Source organism: Achromobacter sp. CSND-B12 (genome assembly GCF_052906545.1).
In genome coordinates this window covers 1,294,811-1,312,760 of record NZ_JBREGJ010000001.1, presented here as the reverse complement: position 1 = coordinate 1,312,760, position 17,950 = coordinate 1,294,811, and the positions used below count along the sequence as shown (strand labels likewise).

The window sequence follows — 17,950 nt, the reverse complement described above, 5'->3', positions numbered from 1 at the left end:
TATCTTTAACACCTGGCGCGCTTTCAAAATGTCGGCCTCACCTTGGCCTTGCGCCGCCGCTCCAAGACTCGGGTCGCATTTCGGCGGGGATCGGGATTTTCGTTCCGGCTGACTGTCCCCGGGGGATCCTGTTTCGCCCGGCCTCCCTCCGTATGCCCGCGGGCCCGGCATACTGCGGCGTAAATGCATCTGCTTTTCAGCGCATGATGCTGACACGCAAGTCCGAATCCACCATTGTCGCAATGCCCGCCAATTCGCGCGGGACGGGGCTATGCCTGGGATTTCAGACACGGCGTTGTCAATTTTGACAACACTTTATCTTGTTGGCAAAATTGACAACATGGGCGCTACTCTGCTCATCAATGAGAAAAGCGTCGATGCCGAAGGCGGCATTATGCAAATTGTTATCTGGAAGGTGCCGCAGCCGGTTCCACCAACCACGCATGGGTTCAAGTACCGGTTGGTATATGCCCGTGGGGGACAGCGAATCGTAGGTTTCGACAATGAGCGCGGCAAGGGCGACCACATGCACCGGGGAGACGAGGAGTTTCCGTACGAATTTCGCGGCGTGGAACCGTTGCTGAAAGACTTCGTCGCCGAGGTCGCGAAGTGGAGGGGCTGAACATGAAGCGGACTTTGACTGTCACCATCAATCAGGATTGGCGGGCCTTTCTGGCCGCCGCCAGCAAGCGAGCGGCCGCCGGCGCACAATCCGGCGAATACCAAGGGGAGCGGCTGAACTTCGAATCCGCAGCCGCCTTCTTTGGGCAGTTGACGGAGTTGAGGTGGAACATGGTGCGGGAGATGTTGGGCGCAGGCCGAGTCGGCGTGCGCGAGCTGGCTCGCCGCCTGGGGCGGGATGTGAAGCGCGTTCACCAGGATGCTCGCGCTCTCGTTGACCTTGGCCTCCTGGAGCAAGAAGAGGATGGCGGTTTGATATGTCCGTTCGCCGATATCCACATCGATATGCACCTCACCGAGGACATGCGCAAGGCCGCGTAGCGACCTGACGGATCACGGCGGATCCCATACGGGTGCAGCGATTCTTTTGATTTATCTTGGTTTGCCAGCCAGCCGATCTATCGCGAACAAACCCGTCAACCCGCCAACGCGCCTTCCCCATTCATCCCTTGCCGGACACTGAGGTCGACGAGCGCCTCATAAAGCGCCTGCTGCCCCGCGGGTAGCACGGGCAGCAGCGTTGCGCGCCGTTTTTCGGCGTCGAACAGCGATTCCACCATCCAGCCCACCAGATAGAGCGCGGCAAGACAGCCGCCAGCCGTTGCGATGCTTCCCCGGCATACCAGGGGTTGGTCCACGGGTTCCAACCCCAGCATTTGCAAGCCGCCGCGTGCGTCCGGGTGCGTGGTGGCGCGGCCACCGGAAAGCAGTCCGAGCCTTTCAAGAATGAAGGCGCCCGCGCAAATGGAGCCTATGTGCTGTCGCGCGGGATCGAGCCGGAAGGCGGGCAGGAAATCCGGGTCGGCAAGCGCGGCCGGGATGCCTTGCCTGCCGCTGGCAAACAGCACCGCGTCGGCATGATTGGCCTCGGACAGGGCGCCGTGTACCGAAATGGACAGGCCGTGCGCCGATCGAATGACCGGCCTGGAGGCCAGGATGCGCGTATTCCAGTCGCGCGTGTTGCGGCCCAATATGTCCCACATCAGGAAAAGGTCGATGTCGGTGAATTGATCGAACGCGATCAGTGCGATTTCTTTCAAGCGAACTCCAGGAGAAGGGCCGCCATGCAAATGCCGCGGCGGTCTGTGCTAGTGTTCGCAGCGTATCAATCCGGATCGCACCATACATAGCCTGTATGGTGCAGGCATATGGGAAAACTGACTCGCAACCACTGGATCGCGGCTGGGCTCGAGGCCCTCGATCACGAAGGGCACGCTGGCGTTTCGGCCGAAAGCCTGGCGCGCCGGTTGAACGTTACCCGCGGGTCGTTTTATCACCACTTTCGCAACCGCGAGGATTTCCTGCGCGCGTTGCTCGGCAGGTGGGAAGATGACTATACGCAGCGGATGCTCGCGTATGCGGCGCAGGGACGCAGTGCCCGGGAAATTCTGATGCGATATCTGAGCATCGCCGCCGGGAAGGAACCCGGCAGGGAAGTCGCCATTCGCGCATGGGCCTTGATCGACCCTGTCGTGGCCGAGTTTCAACAGCGAGTCGACGCCACGCGCCTGGCTTTCGCTGTCGAATCGTGCCGCCGCCTGGGCCGCATGCCCGGTCAGGCGGAGATAATCGGCCAGGCGGCGCACCTGTGCTTGATTGGCGGCCAGCAGGCGGGACTGCGGCGCGACCCCAGTCGCTTCAACGGGTTCTTGCAGCGCGCGTTCAGCCTTTTCCAGGGCGCGCTCGCTCCGCGCCTCTGAATACGCGAGGTCGGTCTCGTCATCGCGCGGGCATTCGCCTGCTTCGACCCCCGTGGCAAGCGGCCGGCCGGGCAGGCCATCGCTGTTGTTCCCCCGTTCCCCGAATATGTCCCAGGGCGGCGCGTACGACTGGTAACCACCGCTGGAGCCTTGTTTCAGGCCGCCGAAATACACTGGGCGCACTTTGGACTCCGCGTTTTTGACATGAAAATTCTCTGTAGCCTGGCCCTGGTCGCTTCCTTGCTCGGTGGGTGTGCCGTATATACCCCGGACGGCGCCGTGATCGTCGATCCCCATCGTGGCGGTGGCGGTGGCGGCGGTTTCTGTCCGCCGGGGCAGGCCAAGAAAGGCAACTGCTGATCTCCCGTAAGCCGTCCTGCCATAGGTTGCCCCCTGCAGGACGGCGTATCGGCAAAGGTGTGTCGGGTACCCTGCTCAGGCAGGTGCCTGCCTGGGACGCGCGCCGCGCCCTATCTGTGGAACAAGGCCATGAAGCCGGCCGCCATCAGGATCATGCCGCCCGCGGCGCTGTCGACCAGGCGTCGCCGCGCGTCGCTCAGGCCCGCGCCGCCGCGGAAGCGGCCAAGCACTATGCAGATGGCTGAATACACCACCGCGCACCAGAACATGAATATCGCCGACAGCATCACGGCCTGCAGCGTCGTATCACCCAGTTGCCGGTCCATGAACTGGGGCAGGATGGCCAGATAGACCATCATTCCTTTGGGATTGAGCAGGGAGGTAAGGAAGCCCTTGGACAACTGGCCCTTGACCCGCCCGCGCGGCACCCGAATGTCGCCGGGACGCAGCGCGGCCCGTAGCAGTTTGCAGGCCAGGTAGACCAGGTACGTAATGCCTACCCAGCGGATCGCTTCGAACAGCACTGGTGACGCGGCCACGACCGCGGCCAGTCCCAGCGCTACCAGCAGCGAGTGCACGCAGTAGCCAAGCACCACGCCGATCGTGGCGCGCAATCCGGCCGTGGTGCCGGTGGAAACGGCCTGCGAGGCAATGAAAAGGATGTCGGGCCCGGGGGTGCATACCAGCGGGATCACCGTCGCCGAAAAGAGGAAAAACGTCGAGAAGTCCATGGCGAAAGCTTATCGGCGAGCGCCCGGAAGGTGCTTCCAAAATCTTGCGCGAAAATCCAGATTTCAGGCAATATATCCCGCATGGATGACATAGACAGAAAGATCCTTGCGGAGCTGCAAGCCAACGGCCGCTTGTCGCTTACGGACTTGGGCGAACGCATCGGCCTGAGCCTGTCGCCCTGCCACCGGCGCGTGCGGGCCCTGGAAGAGGCCGGCGTCATCGCCGACTACCGCGCCAATATCGATCCCATGGCGGTGGGGCTGAACTTTTCCGCCATCGTGTTCGTTACGCTGCGCAGCACCGATCGGGCCGCGGTGAAGGCATTCGAGGATGCCGTGCCGCAGGTGCCTGAGATCATCCAGGCGCAGCGGCTATTCGGCGATCCGGATTTCATGCTGCACGTCATCACCACCGACCTCGCGGCTTACCAGAAGTTGTTCGACTACAGCCTATCGACGTTGCCGAGCGTGCAGCGGTTGTCCTCGACCCTGGTCATGAAGCACATCGTGCAGAACCGGCCGCTGCCGCTGTGAAGGGTTGGACCAATCCGGCCTGGCGCAATCGCCTGAAAAACTCCCCAATGCGTCCACACTGGATGTTTCCTGGCACGGACGATAGCCGCCCGAAGGTAGCTATCCCTGCAAATGCGCGCCTACCGTATCGCCGCCAGCTTCACCGCAAATCCCAGCAGGAACACTCCCGCCAGCCGTTCCAGCAGATTGGCCACGCGCGGGTTGGCGCGCATGCGTTGCGCCAGATGGTGCGTCAGCAGCACCGCGACCAACCCATACAGGAAGGTCAGCGCCGCCACCGTGACCGCCATGAAGGCGAAGGTCACCAGCCCCTGGTGCCTGACCGGGTCGATGAACAGCGGGAAGAACGCCATGTAGAACATGATCGCCTTGGGATTGAGCAAGGTGATCATCGCGGTCTGGCGCAGGTAGTGGCCGTTGTCCATGCGGCTCGGACGCGGCGGGGCGCCGGGTTTGCTGCGCATCATCTGCAGGCCGAGCCAGGCCAGGTATGCGGCGCCCGCCCACTGCACGATATGGAACGCGGTGGGATAGGCCGCCAGCAGGGCCGACACGCCGGCCACCGCGAGCCACATCAACGCCTGGTCGCCCAGGATCACGCCGCAGGTGGCGGCCAGTCCGGCCTTGATGCCGCCCTTGCCCGTGGCGGTGAGCAAAGCGAAGTTGCCCGGGCCGGGGATGATCAACAGCATGATGAAGGCGAGCACGAATGCGCCATAGTCGGTGACGCCGAGCATGGAGGGACTCCCGAGAAGATAGCGGTATTGTAGAACCGCTGGCGTCGGCGGAAGCCGTCGGAATCAATCCATTCGCTCAAGCCTGGGCGCAGTCGCTTCGCTTGGGCCGGCGCTTCGCGCCGGCCGTCCTGTCGCGGCCGTCCTGTCGCGTTACTCCCGCTTGATGCCGGCCTTGCGGATCACTTCCGCCCAGTTCCGGCGCTCCTGTTCCGCATAGGCGCGGAATTCCTCCGCGGACATCGGCATGGGCTGGACGCCGATGTCGGCCATCTTCTGCGTCATGGCGGGCGTCCTGATCGCGGCCTGCAACTCGGCCGACAGCTTCTTCGTGACCGCCTCGGGCAGGCCTTTCGGGCCGACCACGCCCTGCCAGGAATAGACGGTGTAGTCCTTGACCCCCTGTTCGGCCATGGTCGGAACGTCGGGAAGATCCCTCAGCCGCTGCGGCGTGGCGGTGGCCAGGATGCGCAGCTTGCCTGCCTTGATGTTGGGCAGGGCGCTGGTGAGGTCCACGAACATCAGGTCCACCTGATTGCCCAACAGGTCCTGGATGGCGGGCGCGGCGCCCTTGTAGGGCACGTGCAGGATGTCCGCGCCGGTGCGCTGCTTGAACAGCTCCAGCGCCAGATGGTGCGGCGAACCGGTGCCGGCCGAAGAGGCCGTCAATTTGCCGGGGTGCTTCCTGGCCGCCTGCAGCACATCGTCCAGGGTTTTGTAGGCGGAGCCGGCGTTCACCGCCAGCATCATGGGAAACCTGGCGAGCCCGCCGATGTAGGTGAATTTCGACGGGTCGTAGGTCAGGCTGTTGTAGAGCGCCGGGTTGAAGGCAAGGGTGGCGATGTCGGCCGAGCCGAGCACGTAGCCCGACGGCGCCGATTCGGCGATCGCGGTGGCGCCCACGATGGTGGCGGCGCCGGGGCGATTCTCCACCACCACCGTCTGGCCCAGCGGTTTCTCCAGGCCGCTGACGACCGTGCGGGCCAGCACGTCGGTGCCGCCGCCGGCAGGGTAGGGCACGATCCAGCGGATGGGTTGGGTGGGCCAGGACTGGGCCTGGGCCGTGGCGGCCAGCGACAGGGTGGCCAGCGCCAGAAGGCGCTTCGCGTAGGGATGCATGGGAACCTCGTTGTCTCTGTGTGCTTGTCGAACGTGGAAGAACGCTGCTTGTGGCGAGGTGATACGGACCAACTCTTACGGATCAACGCGTTATTTTTAACATGTTAACTATTTGTGGAACAGCCTTGCCACGCGTCGGGCGGGTCAGGGTTTTCGCGCAGGACAGTCCGGCCCAGGGCGCGCCGGACGCCTGTCCGCGACTTGGACCGGATGCCGGGCCTTGTCGCTGGTCGAGAAAATAATATGGAATAAATATTCACAAACTGAAATTTATCTATCAAAATCGAGCTGGTGTGCTGTCCCGTATCCGTGGGGCGGCGCACCCGCGACGCACCGTCGCGCTTCCCGTGCCCGAGGACCGACCCATGCGCACCGCAAGCCGCTTGTTGCAAGATTCGTACCGCCGGACCGACCGCGCGATGTTGCCCCTGCTTTGGCTGCTGTTCATCGTTGGCCTGTGCATGGCGCCGCAGTACGGTCGCTGGGCCGCCGCCCTCATCGTCGGCGGCCTGGCCGCCGGCGTTCCTTCGTTGCTGATTCTCTGGTTGCCCGGGCGCCTGGCCACGCGCCTGGCCGTCGCCTGTGGACTGATGGTGCTGGCCGCGCTGCACATCCACCTGATGTCCGGCATGACCGAAATCCACTTTGGCATCTTCGTCCTGCTCTCGCTGCTGCTGGCGTATCGTGACTGGCGCACCATCCTGTGCGCGGCGTTGGTGATCGCGGTGCATCACCTGTCCTTCAATTTCCTGCAGCAGTGGGGATACGGGACCATCTGCTTTACCGAGCCCAGCCTGGGCATGGTGCTGTTGCATGCCACCTACGTGGTGGTGCAGGCCGCCGCGCTGGGGTGGCTGGCCTGGAAGATGGAACGGGCCGGCGTCGCCGCCGAAGAACTGGCCCGGCTCAGCGCGCACATCGGGCGCGAAGCCGGCGTGTTCGACCTGCGGTTCGACGGGCAGGGCATGCACAGCGACCTGGGCCGCAGTTTCAAGACCACCATGGACGCGGTGCATCGGACCATGAGGGAGGTGCGGGCGACCGCGACGTCGCTATCCGTCGCCTTGAGCGAGATGATGCAGGGCAATCAGCAACTCGACGCGCACGCGGGCACGCAGGCCGAATCGCTGGCGCGTACCGCCGCGTCGATGCGCGACCTGGCGGCCAACGTCCATGACAACGCCGCGCGCGCGCAGCAGGCGCGGCAACTGACCGACCAGGCGCGCCAGACCGTCGACGCGGGCAGCGCCGCCGTGGCGGGCGTGGCGACCATGATGGGCGAAATCCAGCAGGAGTCGAAAAAGATCTCGGAAATCATCGGCCTGATCGACAGCATTGCGTTCCAGACCAATATCCTGGCGCTGAACGCGGCGGTGGAGGCGGCGCGCGCCGGTGAGAGCGGGCGCGGCTTCGCGGTGGTGGCCACCGAGGTGCGGGCGCTGGCGCAGCGCAGCGCCAGCGCGGCGCGCGACATTCGCACGTTGATCGAAGGTTCCCTGCACAAGACCAGCGAGGGGTTTCGCCAGGCCGATCACGCGGCGGGGGTGATCCGCGAGGTGGTGTCCAGCATCGACCAGGCGGCGCGCATCGTCGGCCAGATCGGCGAGGCGGGACAAACCCAGAGCGCGGATATCGACGCGGTAAACCTGGCGGTGTCCAACATGGACGAACTGGTCCGCGAGACCGCGTCCGAGGTGGCCCAGGCCGCTCGCGCCTCGACCGCGCAGCAAGCGCAGGCGGCGGCCTTGCTGCGGGCGGTGGAAGTGTTCCGCCTGCAAGCCGACCCATCGGCCAATGCCGTGGCCGCGCCGGGCGCGCGGCCGCCATCTGCCGCGTTGACGCTGGCGGGCGCGTGACCCCAAGTTCCGAAAGGGCGCGGGCCTCGGCGCCGCTTTGATGCGCGGATGCGGCGCGGCCTCCGGTCGTCGCCAACGCGATGACCGGAGGCCGCGTGGGCCAGGCGCTATTGCGTGATCAACGCAGCAGCGACAGCACCGTCTGCGGCACCTGGTTGGCCTGCGCCAGGACCGACGTGCCGGCCTGTTGCAGGATCTGGGCCTTGGACATGTTCGACACTTCGGTGGCGTAGTCCGCGTCCAGGATGCGCGAGCGGGCGCCGGACAGGTTGTTGATCACGTTGTTCAGGTTGGCGATGGTCGATTCCAGACGGTTCTGCACCGCGCCCAGTTCACCGGTCAACTTGTTCAGCACGTTGAAGGCGGCGTCCAGCGTCTTAAGCGGATCGGTGGTCTTGTCGCCCTTGCTGGTCGTTTCGGTGGTCAGCTTGCCGCTGGAGCTCATGTAGACGGTAGCGCCGATCTTGGGCGCATAGGCGCCCGTGCCGGAGCCGGCCTTGACCGTGACGGTGCCCGTGGTGGGGTCATTGGTGTAGGTCGTCGTGAACGTGCCGCCCGTGATCTTGGTGAATTCCCCCGCGTCATCGACATACGTGTCGGTCGATTGGCCCGAGGTAAACGCCAGCGTCACGCTGGCCAAGCCATCCCCCAGGACCACATTGCTGTTGACAGGGCCCGCCTTGAAAGCGGTCAGGACAGCGTCCTTGCTCTTGGTGTCGACGTAATGTACCTCGCCCGCGGTGCCACTGCTGTTGTAGACCTTGCCGCCAATCGACAGCGTGGCGTCGTTTGCGGCGGCCTTGCTGGTCGCCGTCAGGATGTTGGTCAACGAGGCGGCTGGTACCGTGCCGGCGGCGTTATTGGTGGTGAGTTCGCCAGTGGTTGTCAGGAATGCGGCCTTGCCACCGATGGTTACGTTGCCGGCGGCATCGACTTCGAAGGTCGCGGCGGCCGTGCCCTTGTTCGTGTAGGTTCCGGTGACGGTGCCGGTGGCCGGCGTCAACGACGTTACCAGCGCGCCCAGTGTGGCGGTTGTTGTCTTGTTGTCGAACGTGAAGTTGTCGTTGGCGGCGTCGTACGTATATGTGACGTTGGCTGCTGCCGTGGCACCGGCCACCGTAACGGTATTGCCGTTCTCCAGCTTGGCGAAGGCTTGTTCGGCGCTGACCTTGGCGAAAGTGGTGGTCACGACGTAATCGTTTGGCGTGGCGGCTGCAGGCGTAGGGGCACCGGCGGCCAGCAGATTGTTCACCGAGGCCTTGGTGTTATCGATGACGCCCTTGCCATTGACGTTGAAGCCGTTCAGGCCCAGCGTCTTCGAGCTGATTTCAGACAGGTTCAAGGTAATGGTCTCGCCATCATTGGCGCCGACTTGCAGCGTCAGGGGCTTGGCGTTCGACGACAGTACTTTCACGCCGTTGAAGTCGGTCTGTTGCGAGATACGGTCGATGTCCGCCATGCGCTGCTTGATTTCGTCCTGGATGGAGTCGAGCTGTTCTTGCGAGTAGCTGCCGTTGGCGGCTTGCACCGTCAGTTCGCGCACACGTTGCAGGTGGGTGGTGACTTCGGAGGCTGCGCCTTCGGTGGTCTGTGCCAGCGAGATGCCGTCGTTGGCGTTGCGCGCGGCCTGGGTCAGGCCTCGGACGTTCGAGGTGAAGCGATTCGAGATCGCCATGCCAGCGGCATCATCCTTGGCGCTGTTGATGCGCAGGCCCGACGACAGGCGTTCGATGGCGGTGCCCAGGGCGGACTGGGACTTGTTCAGGTTGTTCTGCGCAACCAGCGACAGATAGTTGGTATTGATGACTGCAGCCATGTGTTTGCTCCTAGACAGAGTGGCTTTACTGGCTCGGGCCGCGGAGGCGGCCCGATGGAAACGTGATGAACCGGGGCTCAACCTGCGGTTCGTCCGTTGCCATGACTACGGCGCTGGGCAATTTGTTCTTTAGAAGTTGGCCGCTGGAAACGGGGCTTTATGATTTTTTATGAGCTTTTACTCTCTTAATGAATGCGCTTGCGGAACACCCGAAAAAAACGAAGGCCCCGCCCGCCGGTAAGCGGGTGGGGCCTTCGGGTCTTAGCTCTCTTGGGGAAAGTTTTAAGACCTGCGTAGTGTAGAAGCTGTACGGTATCGAAAACTCATCAATACTCAACGCCCGGGGAAACGGCCTAGGCCTGAGCCGCAATGCTGACCGTGATGTCGCGCACGACCAGCAATGAGCCTTCGGCGTAGATGTTGCGGATCTGCATGGGCGTGCCCCGGATCGTGCCGAGCTTCTTGCGCACGCGATAGAGCAGGGCATCGATGCGATGCTTGTCGAAGATGATCTCGGGGTAGCCCAGTATCTGTGACATGCGCTCGTGGCTGATGGGAAACTTCGGGCTCTGGATCAGCGAGGCCAGGACGATGGCTTCCTTGGCGGTCAGGTCGACCTGTTGGCCGTCGCTCGACCGCAGTTCGCGCGATTCCACGTCCAGGGTCCAGGCGCCGTCGCGGGACGGCGCGGCCGACGAGGTGACCAGCCGGCGCTCAAGCGCGCTTAGCGTGACGGCCAGCAGGGGCAGCTGCACCGGCTTGTTCAGGTAGTGGTCGACGCCATCGCTCATGCCCTGCAGCTGCGTGTTGATGCGCGGGCTGGCGGCGAGCACGACGATGCCCATGGCGGGAAAGGTGCGGTGCAGGGCGGCAATGTGCGCCAGCATGTCGCCGTCGGGCAGCGGCGTGCCGGTGACCAGTATCTCCGGCGCCCGCTGGCGGATATGGTCGAGCGCGTCACGCAGGCCGCCGCAGGTATGCACGGCATGGCCCAGGTCGGCAATGTGCCGGGATATGGTGTCGGCCCATTCCGGGGGATCTTCAACGACGAGGATGCGCATGTTTGCACTGGCCGGTTCCGGCCGCGGACGACATGGGTCGGAGCGGCGCGGGCCCAAGGTTGTGCCTTGAAATCGATACTTCCGGGATTCTAGGGGCGCCGATGCGCGCAAGGCGTGTCCCGGGCCCTACCTTCAGTCTGATATTGATGCGGTCAGTGCGGTGGCGCGTCGCGTGAGGCGCGCTGGCGTGCCGTGCCGCCCGCGGCGCTGAGGTTGTAGGCCGTGTTCACCAGGCCGATATGCGAGAAGCCCTGTGGAAAGTTACCGACCAGGCGTCGGCGCGCCACGTCGTATTCCTCGGACAGCAGACCCAGGTCATTGCGCAGCGACAGCAGCCGGTCGAACAGGCGCTCGGCGTCGTCCAGCCGGCCCAGCATGATGCAGGCGTCCGCGAGCCAGAAGCTGCACGCCAGGAACACGCCTTCGTCGCCCGGCAGGCCATCGTCGCTCAGCGCGGGCGAATAGCGCAGCAGCAGGCCATCGCGCAGCAGCTCGCGCTCGATGGCCCGCACCGTGCCGGCGATGCGCGGATCGTCCGGCGGCAGGAAGCCGACCTGGGGGATCAGCAGCAGGCTGGCGTCGAGCGCCGTGCCGCCGTAGTACTGCACGAAGGTGTTGCGGCCGGCGTCGTAGCCGTGGGTGCAGATGTCCTCGCGGATTTCGTCGGCCAGCGCGCGCCAGCGCTGCACCGGGCCTTCCAGCCCGAAGCGTTCGCTGGATTTGACGCTGCGGTCCAGGGCCACCCAGCACATCAGCCGCGAATGCGTGAACGCGCGCGGCGGTCCGCGCATTTCCCAGATGCCGTGGTCCGGTTCGCGCCAGAGCGCCTCGAGCGGCTGCAGCAGCACCTTCTGCATGCGCCAGGCTTCGGCCAGCGGCGCCAGGTCGGCCACGCGCGCGGCGTGCAGGGTTTCGATCAGTTCGCCGTAGACGTCCAGTTGCATCTGCCCGGCCGCCCCATTGCCCAGGCGCGCGGGGGCGCTGCCTTCGTAGCCGGGCAGCCACGGGATGTCGTGCTCGGGCAGCCAGCGCTGGCCGGCAATGCCGTACATGATCTGCAGCTGGTTGGGGTGGCCGGCGGCGGCGCGCAGCAGCCACTGACGCCAGGCCTCGGCTTCTTCGCGGTAGCCGGCGTTGAGCAGCGCATACAGGGTCAGGGCGGAGTCGCGCAGCCAGCAATGGCGATAGTCCCAATTGCGGCTGCCGCCCAGTCGCTCCGGCAACGACGTGGTGGGCGCGGCGACGATGCCGCCGGTGGGCTGGAAGGTCAGCAGCTTCAGCGTGATCAGCGAACGCACCACCGCGTCGCGGCGCGCGCCGGGGCCGTCGGGCCAGTGGCAGCGCTTGGCCCATTCGTGCCACCAGGCGATGGTGCGGTCCATGCTTTCCATGCGGTCGGGCACGAAATGCGGCGACTTGTGCGAGCGGTGGTAAGACAGGGTGAAGGGCACGGTCTGCCCTTGCCGCACGCTGAAGGCGGCCACGCTTTTCATGTCGCGCCCTTCCAGCGGCACGGCGGTGTGCAATTCCACCGCGTCCGGACCGGCGATGGCGCTCAGCCCGTAATCGCGCCGCCGCACCCACGGCACCGCCTGCCCATAGTTGAAGCGCAGCGTCAGCTCCATCTGCATGTCCACGTGGCCGGATTCACCCTGGACGATGCGCACCACGTCGACCCGCTCTTCGTCGTCGCTGAGCGGCATGAAGTCGTAGACACGCACCGCGCCGGTGGCGGTCTCGTGGCGCGTTTCCAGCACGGCCGTGTCGGGCAGGTAGCGGCGCCGGACCTCGCCCGGCCGGCGCGGCGCCAGCAGCCAGCGGCCGTGGCTGTCGTCGCCGAGCAGGGCGGCGAAACACGCGGGGGAATCGAAATGCGGCAGGCACAGCCAGTCGATGGAGCCGTCGCGCGCGACCAGCGCCGCCGACAGCAGGTTGCCGATCACGCCATAGTCCTCGATGGGCTTGGACATGGGTCAGGGCGCGTCCCGCGGCTCGCCGATGCGGCCGTTGACCACCACGCGCGCGCCGGTGGCTGCCCCTTCCCGGGCGATGCCACGGCCGATGCCGGAAGTGGCGCCCGTGACGATGGCCACCTGTCCGGACAGATCCGTTTGCCGCATGTTGCTCTCCTTGCGGCGGGCGCGAGCACGGGCTGTCGCCAGGCCAGGGCACGCGGGCCGCTGTCGATAGCAAAGGGTCAGGTTAGTCCCGAACGGACGGCGGTTCAACCCGCGGCCGCCCGGCGCCTGGCGCCGGTTCGCCAACCGATTTCTGACATTTTTCTGAAATTTCCTTGATTTTTCACCAGGTTGCTCTTCATTTTGTCCGACATATAATGCGCATGAGAAGTATTGTTATTAGCAAATAGGGGCGGTAAATCTTGACCAAGAATATGAAATCGGCCCGGGCGCGTCGCGTTCCCCGGCACGCGCCGCGACTCGCGCTGGCGCTCGCTTTCCCTTTTTCCAGCGCGCTGGCGCAAAGCGCGGCGCCCACCCTGCCGGCCGTGACGGTCACGGCCAATTCCGCGCAGGACCAGGACCTGCCCGCGCCCTACGCCGGAGGCCAGGTGGCGCAGGGCGCCAGGCTGGGCATGATGGGCAACCAGGACGTGATGGACACGCCCTTCAACGTCACCAGCTACACCGCCGAACTGATCCAGAACCAGCAGGCTCGCACGCTGGCCGACGTCATGGCCAACGATGCGTCGGTGCGCTTCACGACGTCGAGCGGGCACGCGTATGAGAACTTCCGCATCCGCGGGTTCGACGTCAACCAGAACGATGTCGCGATCAACGGCATGTACGGCCTGGCGCCCATGGGCCGCGCGCCGCTGGAATTCGTCGAGCGCGTCGAAGTGCTCAAGGGGCCGAATGCGCTGTTCAGCGGCATGGCGCCCAGCGGCGCGGTGGGCGGCACGATCAATCTGGTGCCCAAGCGCGCCGAAGATACGCCCAACGCGACGTTCGGATTGAACTGGCAGGGAGACGGCCAGCTGGGCACCACCATCGATGCCGGCAGGCGCTTCGGTGACGCCAACCAATGGGGAGCCCGCGTCAACGGCGCGTTCAGCGACGGCGCCACCACGCTGGACGGCCAGTCGCGCAAGCGCGAATTCCTGTCGCTGGGCCTGGACTATCGCGGCAGCGCGCTGAGCGCCTCGATCGACGCCTACCACAGCCAGGAGTCGTTCCAGGGCGGCACGCCCGCCATGTTCTGGTTCGGCGGCTCCGTGGTGCCCAAGGCGCCCGATCCCCGCATCAATCAGTTCAGCACCGGCTACGGCAGCATCCAGAGCAACGCCGTGGTCGGCCGCGCCGAATACCGCTTCAACGACAATGTCTCGGTGTTCGGCGGCATCGGCCGGCGCGACAGCCACCAATCGGGCCTGATCAACGGCACGCACGCGCGCCAGATCGACGCCAATGGCAATTTCACCGGCTCCATCATCGGCCAGCGGGCCTACACCGACGCCACCTCGGCCGAGGCGGGCCTGCGGTCGCGCTTCAAGACCGGCGCCGTGGGCCATGAACTGGTGCTGCAGGCCTCCATCCTGGATACCGAGGATGGGTCGGCCACGGGCACGGCCTCGACCTTCCGCTCCAACATCTACGACCCCATCACTCCGGTCATGCCGGGTGTGCCCGACAGCGCGCCCAAGACGGCGGAAAACACCTTGACCAGCCTGGCGCTGGTCGACACGATGTCGTTCCTCGACGACCGGCTGCGGTTGACCGGCGGCCTGCGCAATCAGCGCGTGAAGACGACCAACTTCGACAAGAACGGCAACACCACGTCGCGCTACGACAAGCAAGCCGTGACGCCCGCCGTGGCCTTGGTCGTCAAGCCCTGGGGCCCGGATCTGTCCTTCTATGCGAACTACGTGCAGGGCCTGAGCAAGGGCGACAGCGTCACCGACACCACCGCCACCAACTTCGGCCAGGTCTTCGCGCCCTACAAGACCGAGCAGAAAGAGGTGGGCGTGAAGTGGAACGCCGGCACGTTCACCAATACGCTGGCGCTGTTCCAGATCGACAAGCCCATGCTGGTCACCGAAGGCACCACGGCCAGGCCGACCTACGCCGATGGCGGCGAAAAGCGCGTGCGCGGGGTCGAATGGAACACCTTCGGCGAACTGGCGCGCGGCGTGCGCGTGCTGGGCGGGGTGACCTATTCCCAGGGCAAGCAGACCAAGACCTCGTTCGGCCGCTATGACGGCAACACCGCGGTCGGCGCGCCGCGCTGGCAGGCCAATACCGGACTGGAATGGGATACCCCCTGGATTGCCGGCCTGACCCTCAGCGCGCGCGTGCAGGCGACCTCGAGCCAGTACGCCGATGCCGCCAACAAGCTGAAGATCCCGGGTTGGGGCCAGCTCGACCTGGGCGCCCGCTACGCCATGCTGGTCAATGGCAAGGACGTGGTGCTGCGTTTGAACGTCAACAACGTGTTCGACAAGCACTATTACGCCGGCAGTTTCAGCGACACCACGCCGATCGCCACGCTGGGCCCGGCGCGCACCGTCACCGCATCCGCCAGCATCAGCTTCTGACCATGGCGCGCCGCCCCCGCCGCCGGCCTTGGGCCGGGCTGGGCGCGGCGCCCCACCGCATGCGCCGCATGCAAGGACGACTATGCAATCCCTGATTCTTCCCAGCCTGATCGCCTTGTTCCTGGGCTGCCTTGGCATCTATCTCGGGTCGCCCAATCAGCGCTGGCGCCGCGCGCCCTGGCCCCCGCTGGCGGCCCGCGCCGCCGGGAGCGTGGGCTTGGCGCTGGGCGCCTGGGGCTGTCTGCGCGCGTTCTCGATCGTCGCGGCGGTGTTCGTGTTCTGTACCGCCTTGATGCTGTTCTTCAGCCTCATCCCGTACCTTGGCGCGCTGGCGGCCTCGCGCCGGAGCGATAGGCATGACGCCCGCTAAGCCCGCGCCGATCCGGCGCGACTGGATTTCCAAGACCCTGGCGGGTGCGCTGCTCGGCTTCGTTCTGGCGCTCGGCGCCAGCGCGGCGCTGGCGGCGATGACGCGCGGGATTCCCCTTGTGACGCGCTCGCAGCTCGCCATGTGGCTGGTGCCGCCCGTCTGGCTGGGCGTGCTGAGCACGGTCTATTTCTTCCGCAGCGGCCCGCGGGCCTGGGCCTGGCTGGGGGGCGCGTGCGCCGTGCTGTATGGCGCGTTGTTCCTGGCCGGCGCGCTCTGAGGGCGGGCACCATCATGAAAGCCGACTACATACGCATCTACAAATCCGTCCACACCTGGACCGGCATCCTGGCGGGCATGGCGCTCTTCATCGCCTTCTATGCCGGCGCACTGACGGTATTCAAGGAGCCGCTGTCGCGCTGGGCCACGCCGCCCTCGGCCGTGCCGCGCGCGCCGGTGCAGGACGCGCAGGATCTCATCGCCAGGACGCTGGCGGCGCGCCCGGACGTGGCCAGGGGATTCACCGTGCACCTGCGCGACGGCGAGCACGTGCCGGCGCGCCTGGGCTGGGAGGTGCGCGATCCGGGCGCCGACGATCATGACGAGTCGTCGCTGCGCCACTACATCGCCTTCCTGGACGCGGACGGGAAATTGCAGGTGCAGCAGTCCGCGCCCAGCGGGCTGGCCGCATTCATCGACGTGCTGCATCGCGTGGTCGGGCTGCCGCTCGACAGCGATCCCAATCGCTGGTTCATGGGAATCATCGCCTCGCTGTACGCGGTGGCGCTGGTTTCCGGCGTCATTGTGCTGCTGCCGTCGCTGGTCAAGGATTTCTTTGCCCTGCGCACCGGCAGGAACCTCAAGCGCATGTGGCTCGATGCGCACAATGTGGTGGGCATTGTCTCGTTGCCGTTCCACCTGGTCATGGCGCTCAGTTCGGTGGTGTTCGCGTTCCACGATGGCATCTACGACCTGCAGGACAAGTTCATGTACGAGGGCAAGCTCGAGGCGGTGTTCCAGCGGCCTGGCGCCGGCGCGCCGGACCCGGCCATCCGGCGCGACCCGGCGGCCATGCTGGCGCCGCAGGCGCTGGCGGCCCGGGCGCGCGAGCTGGCGCCGGGCTTCGAGCCGGACACGCTGCAGTACCAGCAGGTCACCGGTCCGCGCGCCATCGTGCGGGTGTGGGGCAAGGACGACAGGGCGGTGTCGCCGCGCGCGCGCGGCGGCTTCGTGGCGCTCGACCCCTACACCGGCAAGGTGCTGAACAGCGACTACCTGCCGGGCGGGCAGAGCACCGCCAATCTCTGGGTCAGCAGCTTCTTCGCGCTGCACATGGCGTCGTTTGGCGGCGTGGCGGTGCAGTGGCTGTACTTCTTCCTGGGCCTGGCGGGCGCGTGGCTGTTCTACAGCGGCAACCTGCTGTGGATCGAAACGCGCCGCAAGCGCGCCGACCGCAGGACCGGCGCGATTCCGCGGCAGCGGCTGGATACGTGGCTGATGGCCTCGGCCACCGTGGGCGTATGCCTGGGCAGCCTGTGCGGCATTTCGTTGATGATCGTCGCCGCCAAAGGACTCAATGGCCGCGTTAACGATCTCGACGCCTGGCTGCGGGGCGTGTACTACGCGGCGTTCTTCGCCAGCGTGGCCTGGGCCTTTGCGCGCGGCGGCGCCAGGGCGGGCGTGCAACTGCTGTGGACCGCCGCGGCGCTGACGCTGGCGATTCCGGCCACCTCGCTGGCGGGCTGGCTGCTGCCCGCCAGCGGACTATGGGCGCACACCACGCCGCCGGCGTTGGCCGTGGACACCACGGCGCTGGCGCTTGCGCTGGGCCTGGCCTGGATGGCGAAAGCCAGCGCGCGGCGTATCCGCCATGGCGAGCGCGACAGCGTGTGGGCGCCGCGGCCGCCGGCGTCGGAGCGCGGCGATCTGGCCCTGGCGCAGCCCGTGGCGCCGGCCCGCGCCGTCACGCCCGGCGACTGCGCATCCCCGCCACGATCTTCAGGTCCGCGCGCGCAATGAGTTCGCGATATGTCTCGCTGTCGACGCCATGGATGGCCACTTTCGACTCGGCGTCGTGATGGATGCCCCAGCCGAATTGCTTGACCAGGGGCGAGGCGCGCAGGCAGGCCTGTGGCCTGGCGAAAAACGCTTCGCGTGCCGGCTTGCGGTCCCGGGGCGCGATGCCGTTGCGAATGGCGTATACCTCGAACAGCAGATCATCGCTGGTGTAGTGGTACGGGTGCCGCGTCAGCAAGGCGTGCTGGAGCTGGGCGATGGAGTTGGCCTTGGCCGGCATCATGCCGGCCGTGGCGGTGCTGTCGGGGGACGCCGTGATGAAGGTCGCCGTGTAGTTCGTTGTCATGGTGGTCCTGGTTTCCCCCGGGGCTGAGGGGCCAGGCCAGCCGCGCCATTGCCGGTCCGGCCCCGTTCCGCCAAGTT

At 65.9% G+C, this 17,950-nt stretch carries 18 protein-coding genes; 9 read left to right on the top strand and 9 right to left on the bottom strand.

From position 1 onward, the window contains the following. The first annotated feature begins 340 nt into the window (after window positions 1-340). Together ACUTAG_RS05880 and ACUTAG_RS05875 are read left to right on the top strand one after the other, a co-directional pair. Window positions 341-622: a toxin-antitoxin system TumE family protein gene (locus tag ACUTAG_RS05880; protein ID WP_054448812.1), complete on the top strand. Its 282-nt coding sequence runs from the start codon at window positions 341-343 to the stop codon at window positions 620-622. A 2-nt stretch (window positions 623-624) separates the two neighbouring features. After that, window positions 625-1,002 carry an HVO_A0114 family putative DNA-binding protein gene (locus ACUTAG_RS05875; protein WP_054446998.1) on the top strand — a complete coding sequence of 126 codons (378 nt, stop codon included), beginning with the start codon at window positions 625-627 and terminating at the stop codon, window positions 1,000-1,002. A 95-nt stretch (window positions 1,003-1,097) separates the two neighbouring features. On the opposite strand, the gene ACUTAG_RS05870 is transcribed toward ACUTAG_RS05875, so the two are convergent. Further along, entirely contained in the window at window positions 1,098-1,721 is a 624-nt protein-coding gene (locus tag ACUTAG_RS05870; RefSeq protein WP_054446977.1) for a DJ-1/PfpI family protein, read from the bottom strand. Window positions 1,722-1,829: 108 nt separating this feature from the next. Here ACUTAG_RS05870 and ACUTAG_RS05865 point away from each other — a divergent pair, with 108 nt between their 5' ends. Beyond that, entirely contained in the window at window positions 1,830-2,381 is a 552-nt protein-coding gene (locus ACUTAG_RS05865; RefSeq protein WP_054448811.1) for a TetR/AcrR family transcriptional regulator, read from the top strand. Between the two features lie 470 nt (window positions 2,382-2,851). On the opposite strand, the gene ACUTAG_RS05860 is transcribed toward ACUTAG_RS05865, so the two are convergent. After that, on the bottom strand, window positions 2,852-3,472 hold the full coding sequence (locus ACUTAG_RS05860; RefSeq protein ID WP_020928964.1) for a LysE family translocator: 621 nt from the start codon (window positions 3,470-3,472) through the stop codon (window positions 2,852-2,854). A gap of 81 nt (window positions 3,473-3,553) precedes the next feature. Here ACUTAG_RS05860 and ACUTAG_RS05855 point away from each other — a divergent pair, with 81 nt between their 5' ends. After that, window positions 3,554-4,006 (top strand): Lrp/AsnC family transcriptional regulator, encoded by a 453-nt coding sequence (locus ACUTAG_RS05855; RefSeq protein ID WP_020928963.1) that lies wholly within the window; start codon window positions 3,554-3,556, stop codon window positions 4,004-4,006. 119 nt (window positions 4,007-4,125) lie between these two features. On the opposite strand, the gene ACUTAG_RS05850 is transcribed toward ACUTAG_RS05855, so the two are convergent. Together ACUTAG_RS05850 and ACUTAG_RS05845 are read right to left on the bottom strand one after the other, a co-directional pair. Next, window positions 4,126-4,743 (bottom strand): LysE family transporter, encoded by a 618-nt coding sequence (locus ACUTAG_RS05850; protein ID WP_148318395.1) that lies wholly within the window; start codon window positions 4,741-4,743, stop codon window positions 4,126-4,128. Window positions 4,744-4,893: 150 nt separating this feature from the next. Then, window positions 4,894-5,859, bottom strand: coding sequence for a Bug family tripartite tricarboxylate transporter substrate binding protein (locus ACUTAG_RS05845; protein WP_020928961.1), 966 nt, complete (start codon window positions 5,857-5,859; stop codon window positions 4,894-4,896). 365 nt (window positions 5,860-6,224) lie between these two features. Here ACUTAG_RS05845 and ACUTAG_RS05840 point away from each other — a divergent pair, with 365 nt between their 5' ends. Then, window positions 6,225-7,715 (top strand): methyl-accepting chemotaxis protein, encoded by a 1,491-nt coding sequence (locus ACUTAG_RS05840; RefSeq protein ID WP_233437013.1) that lies wholly within the window; start codon window positions 6,225-6,227, stop codon window positions 7,713-7,715. A gap of 118 nt (window positions 7,716-7,833) precedes the next feature. Here ACUTAG_RS05840 and ACUTAG_RS05835 read toward each other — a convergent pair whose 3' ends face one another. The 4 genes from ACUTAG_RS05835 to ACUTAG_RS05820 all read right to left on the bottom strand — a co-directional run bounded on the left by ACUTAG_RS05835 (window position 7,834) and on the right by ACUTAG_RS05820 (window position 12,712). Beyond that, window positions 7,834-9,531, bottom strand: a complete 1,698-nt coding sequence (locus ACUTAG_RS05835) for a flagellin N-terminal helical domain-containing protein (protein ID WP_026383251.1) — start codon at window positions 9,529-9,531, stop codon at window positions 7,834-7,836. 353 nt (window positions 9,532-9,884) lie between these two features. After that, the gene (locus ACUTAG_RS05830) at window positions 9,885-10,592 is read right to left on the bottom strand and encodes a response regulator transcription factor (protein ID WP_054483293.1); all 708 of its coding nucleotides are present in this window, start codon (window positions 10,590-10,592) and stop codon (window positions 9,885-9,887) included. Window positions 10,593-10,744: 152 nt separating this feature from the next. After that, window positions 10,745-12,562, bottom strand: a complete 1,818-nt coding sequence (locus tag ACUTAG_RS05825) for a glycoside hydrolase family 15 protein (RefSeq protein WP_148318397.1) — start codon at window positions 12,560-12,562, stop codon at window positions 10,745-10,747. Between the two features lie 3 nt (window positions 12,563-12,565). Further along, on the bottom strand, window positions 12,566-12,712 hold the full coding sequence (locus ACUTAG_RS05820; protein WP_108913910.1) for an SDR family NAD(P)-dependent oxidoreductase: 147 nt from the start codon (window positions 12,710-12,712) through the stop codon (window positions 12,566-12,568). 260 nt (window positions 12,713-12,972) lie between these two features. On the opposite strand from ACUTAG_RS05820, the gene ACUTAG_RS05815 reads away from it, so the two are divergent. The 4 genes from ACUTAG_RS05815 to ACUTAG_RS05800 all read left to right on the top strand — a co-directional run bounded on the left by ACUTAG_RS05815 (window position 12,973) and on the right by ACUTAG_RS05800 (window position 17,530). Then, the gene (locus tag ACUTAG_RS05815) at window positions 12,973-15,144 is read left to right on the top strand and encodes a TonB-dependent receptor (RefSeq protein ID WP_148318399.1); all 2,172 of its coding nucleotides are present in this window, start codon (window positions 12,973-12,975) and stop codon (window positions 15,142-15,144) included. An 82-nt stretch (window positions 15,145-15,226) separates the two neighbouring features. After that, the gene (locus ACUTAG_RS05810; RefSeq protein WP_020928954.1) at window positions 15,227-15,514 is read left to right on the top strand and encodes a hypothetical protein; all 288 of its coding nucleotides are present in this window, start codon (window positions 15,227-15,229) and stop codon (window positions 15,512-15,514) included. Then, complete coding sequence (locus ACUTAG_RS05805; protein WP_006387672.1) at window positions 15,501-15,791, top strand: hypothetical protein; 291 nt, start codon at window positions 15,501-15,503, stop codon at window positions 15,789-15,791. Before ACUTAG_RS05810 ends, ACUTAG_RS05805 begins: the two co-directional genes overlap by 14 nt. A 14-nt stretch (window positions 15,792-15,805) precedes the next feature. Then, window positions 15,806-17,530 (top strand): PepSY-associated TM helix domain-containing protein, encoded by a 1,725-nt coding sequence (locus ACUTAG_RS05800; RefSeq protein ID WP_148318401.1) that lies wholly within the window; start codon window positions 15,806-15,808, stop codon window positions 17,528-17,530. Here ACUTAG_RS05800 and ACUTAG_RS05795 read toward each other — a convergent pair. Continuing rightward, window positions 17,475-17,873 (bottom strand): DUF6157 family protein, encoded by a 399-nt coding sequence (locus ACUTAG_RS05795; RefSeq protein WP_054444303.1) that lies wholly within the window; start codon window positions 17,871-17,873, stop codon window positions 17,475-17,477. The two genes, ACUTAG_RS05800 and ACUTAG_RS05795, sit on opposite strands and share 56 nt — an antisense overlap. Window positions 17,874-17,950 lie beyond the last annotated feature (77 nt).

Bases quoted from the DNA above. Each gene is read 5' to 3' on its own strand.
- ACUTAG_RS05850 (WP_148318395.1), bottom strand. From the start codon at position 4,743: ATGCTCGGCGTCACCGACTATGGCGCATTCGTGCTCGCCTTCATCATG.
- ACUTAG_RS05840 (WP_233437013.1), top strand. From the start codon at position 6,225: ATGCGCACCGCAAGCCGCTTGTTGCAAGATTCGTACCGCCGGACCGAC.
- ACUTAG_RS05845 (WP_020928961.1), bottom strand. From the start codon at position 5,859: ATGCATCCCTACGCGAAGCGCCTTCTGGCGCTGGCCACCCTGTCGCTG.
- ACUTAG_RS05825 (WP_148318397.1), bottom strand. From the start codon at position 12,562: ATGTCCAAGCCCATCGAGGACTATGGCGTGATCGGCAACCTGCTGTCG.
- ACUTAG_RS05875 (WP_054446998.1), top strand. From the start codon at position 625: ATGAAGCGGACTTTGACTGTCACCATCAATCAGGATTGGCGGGCCTTT.
- ACUTAG_RS05800 (WP_148318401.1), top strand. From the start codon at position 15,806: ATGAAAGCCGACTACATACGCATCTACAAATCCGTCCACACCTGGACC.
- ACUTAG_RS05865 (WP_054448811.1), top strand. From the start codon at position 1,830: ATGGGAAAACTGACTCGCAACCACTGGATCGCGGCTGGGCTCGAGGCC.
- ACUTAG_RS05810 (WP_020928954.1), top strand. From the start codon at position 15,227: ATGCAATCCCTGATTCTTCCCAGCCTGATCGCCTTGTTCCTGGGCTGC.
- ACUTAG_RS05855 (WP_020928963.1), top strand. From the start codon at position 3,554: ATGGATGACATAGACAGAAAGATCCTTGCGGAGCTGCAAGCCAACGGC.
- ACUTAG_RS05805 (WP_006387672.1), top strand. From the start codon at position 15,501: ATGACGCCCGCTAAGCCCGCGCCGATCCGGCGCGACTGGATTTCCAAG.
- ACUTAG_RS05795 (WP_054444303.1), bottom strand. From the start codon at position 17,873: ATGACAACGAACTACACGGCGACCTTCATCACGGCGTCCCCCGACAGC.
- ACUTAG_RS05830 (WP_054483293.1), bottom strand. From the start codon at position 10,592: ATGCGCATCCTCGTCGTTGAAGATCCCCCGGAATGGGCCGACACCATA.
- ACUTAG_RS05820 (WP_108913910.1), bottom strand. From the start codon at position 12,712: ATGCGGCAAACGGATCTGTCCGGACAGGTGGCCATCGTCACGGGCGCC.
- ACUTAG_RS05860 (WP_020928964.1), bottom strand. From the start codon at position 3,472: ATGGACTTCTCGACGTTTTTCCTCTTTTCGGCGACGGTGATCCCGCTG.
- ACUTAG_RS05835 (WP_026383251.1), bottom strand. From the start codon at position 9,531: ATGGCTGCAGTCATCAATACCAACTATCTGTCGCTGGTTGCGCAGAAC.
- ACUTAG_RS05880 (WP_054448812.1), top strand. From the start codon at position 341: ATGGGCGCTACTCTGCTCATCAATGAGAAAAGCGTCGATGCCGAAGGC.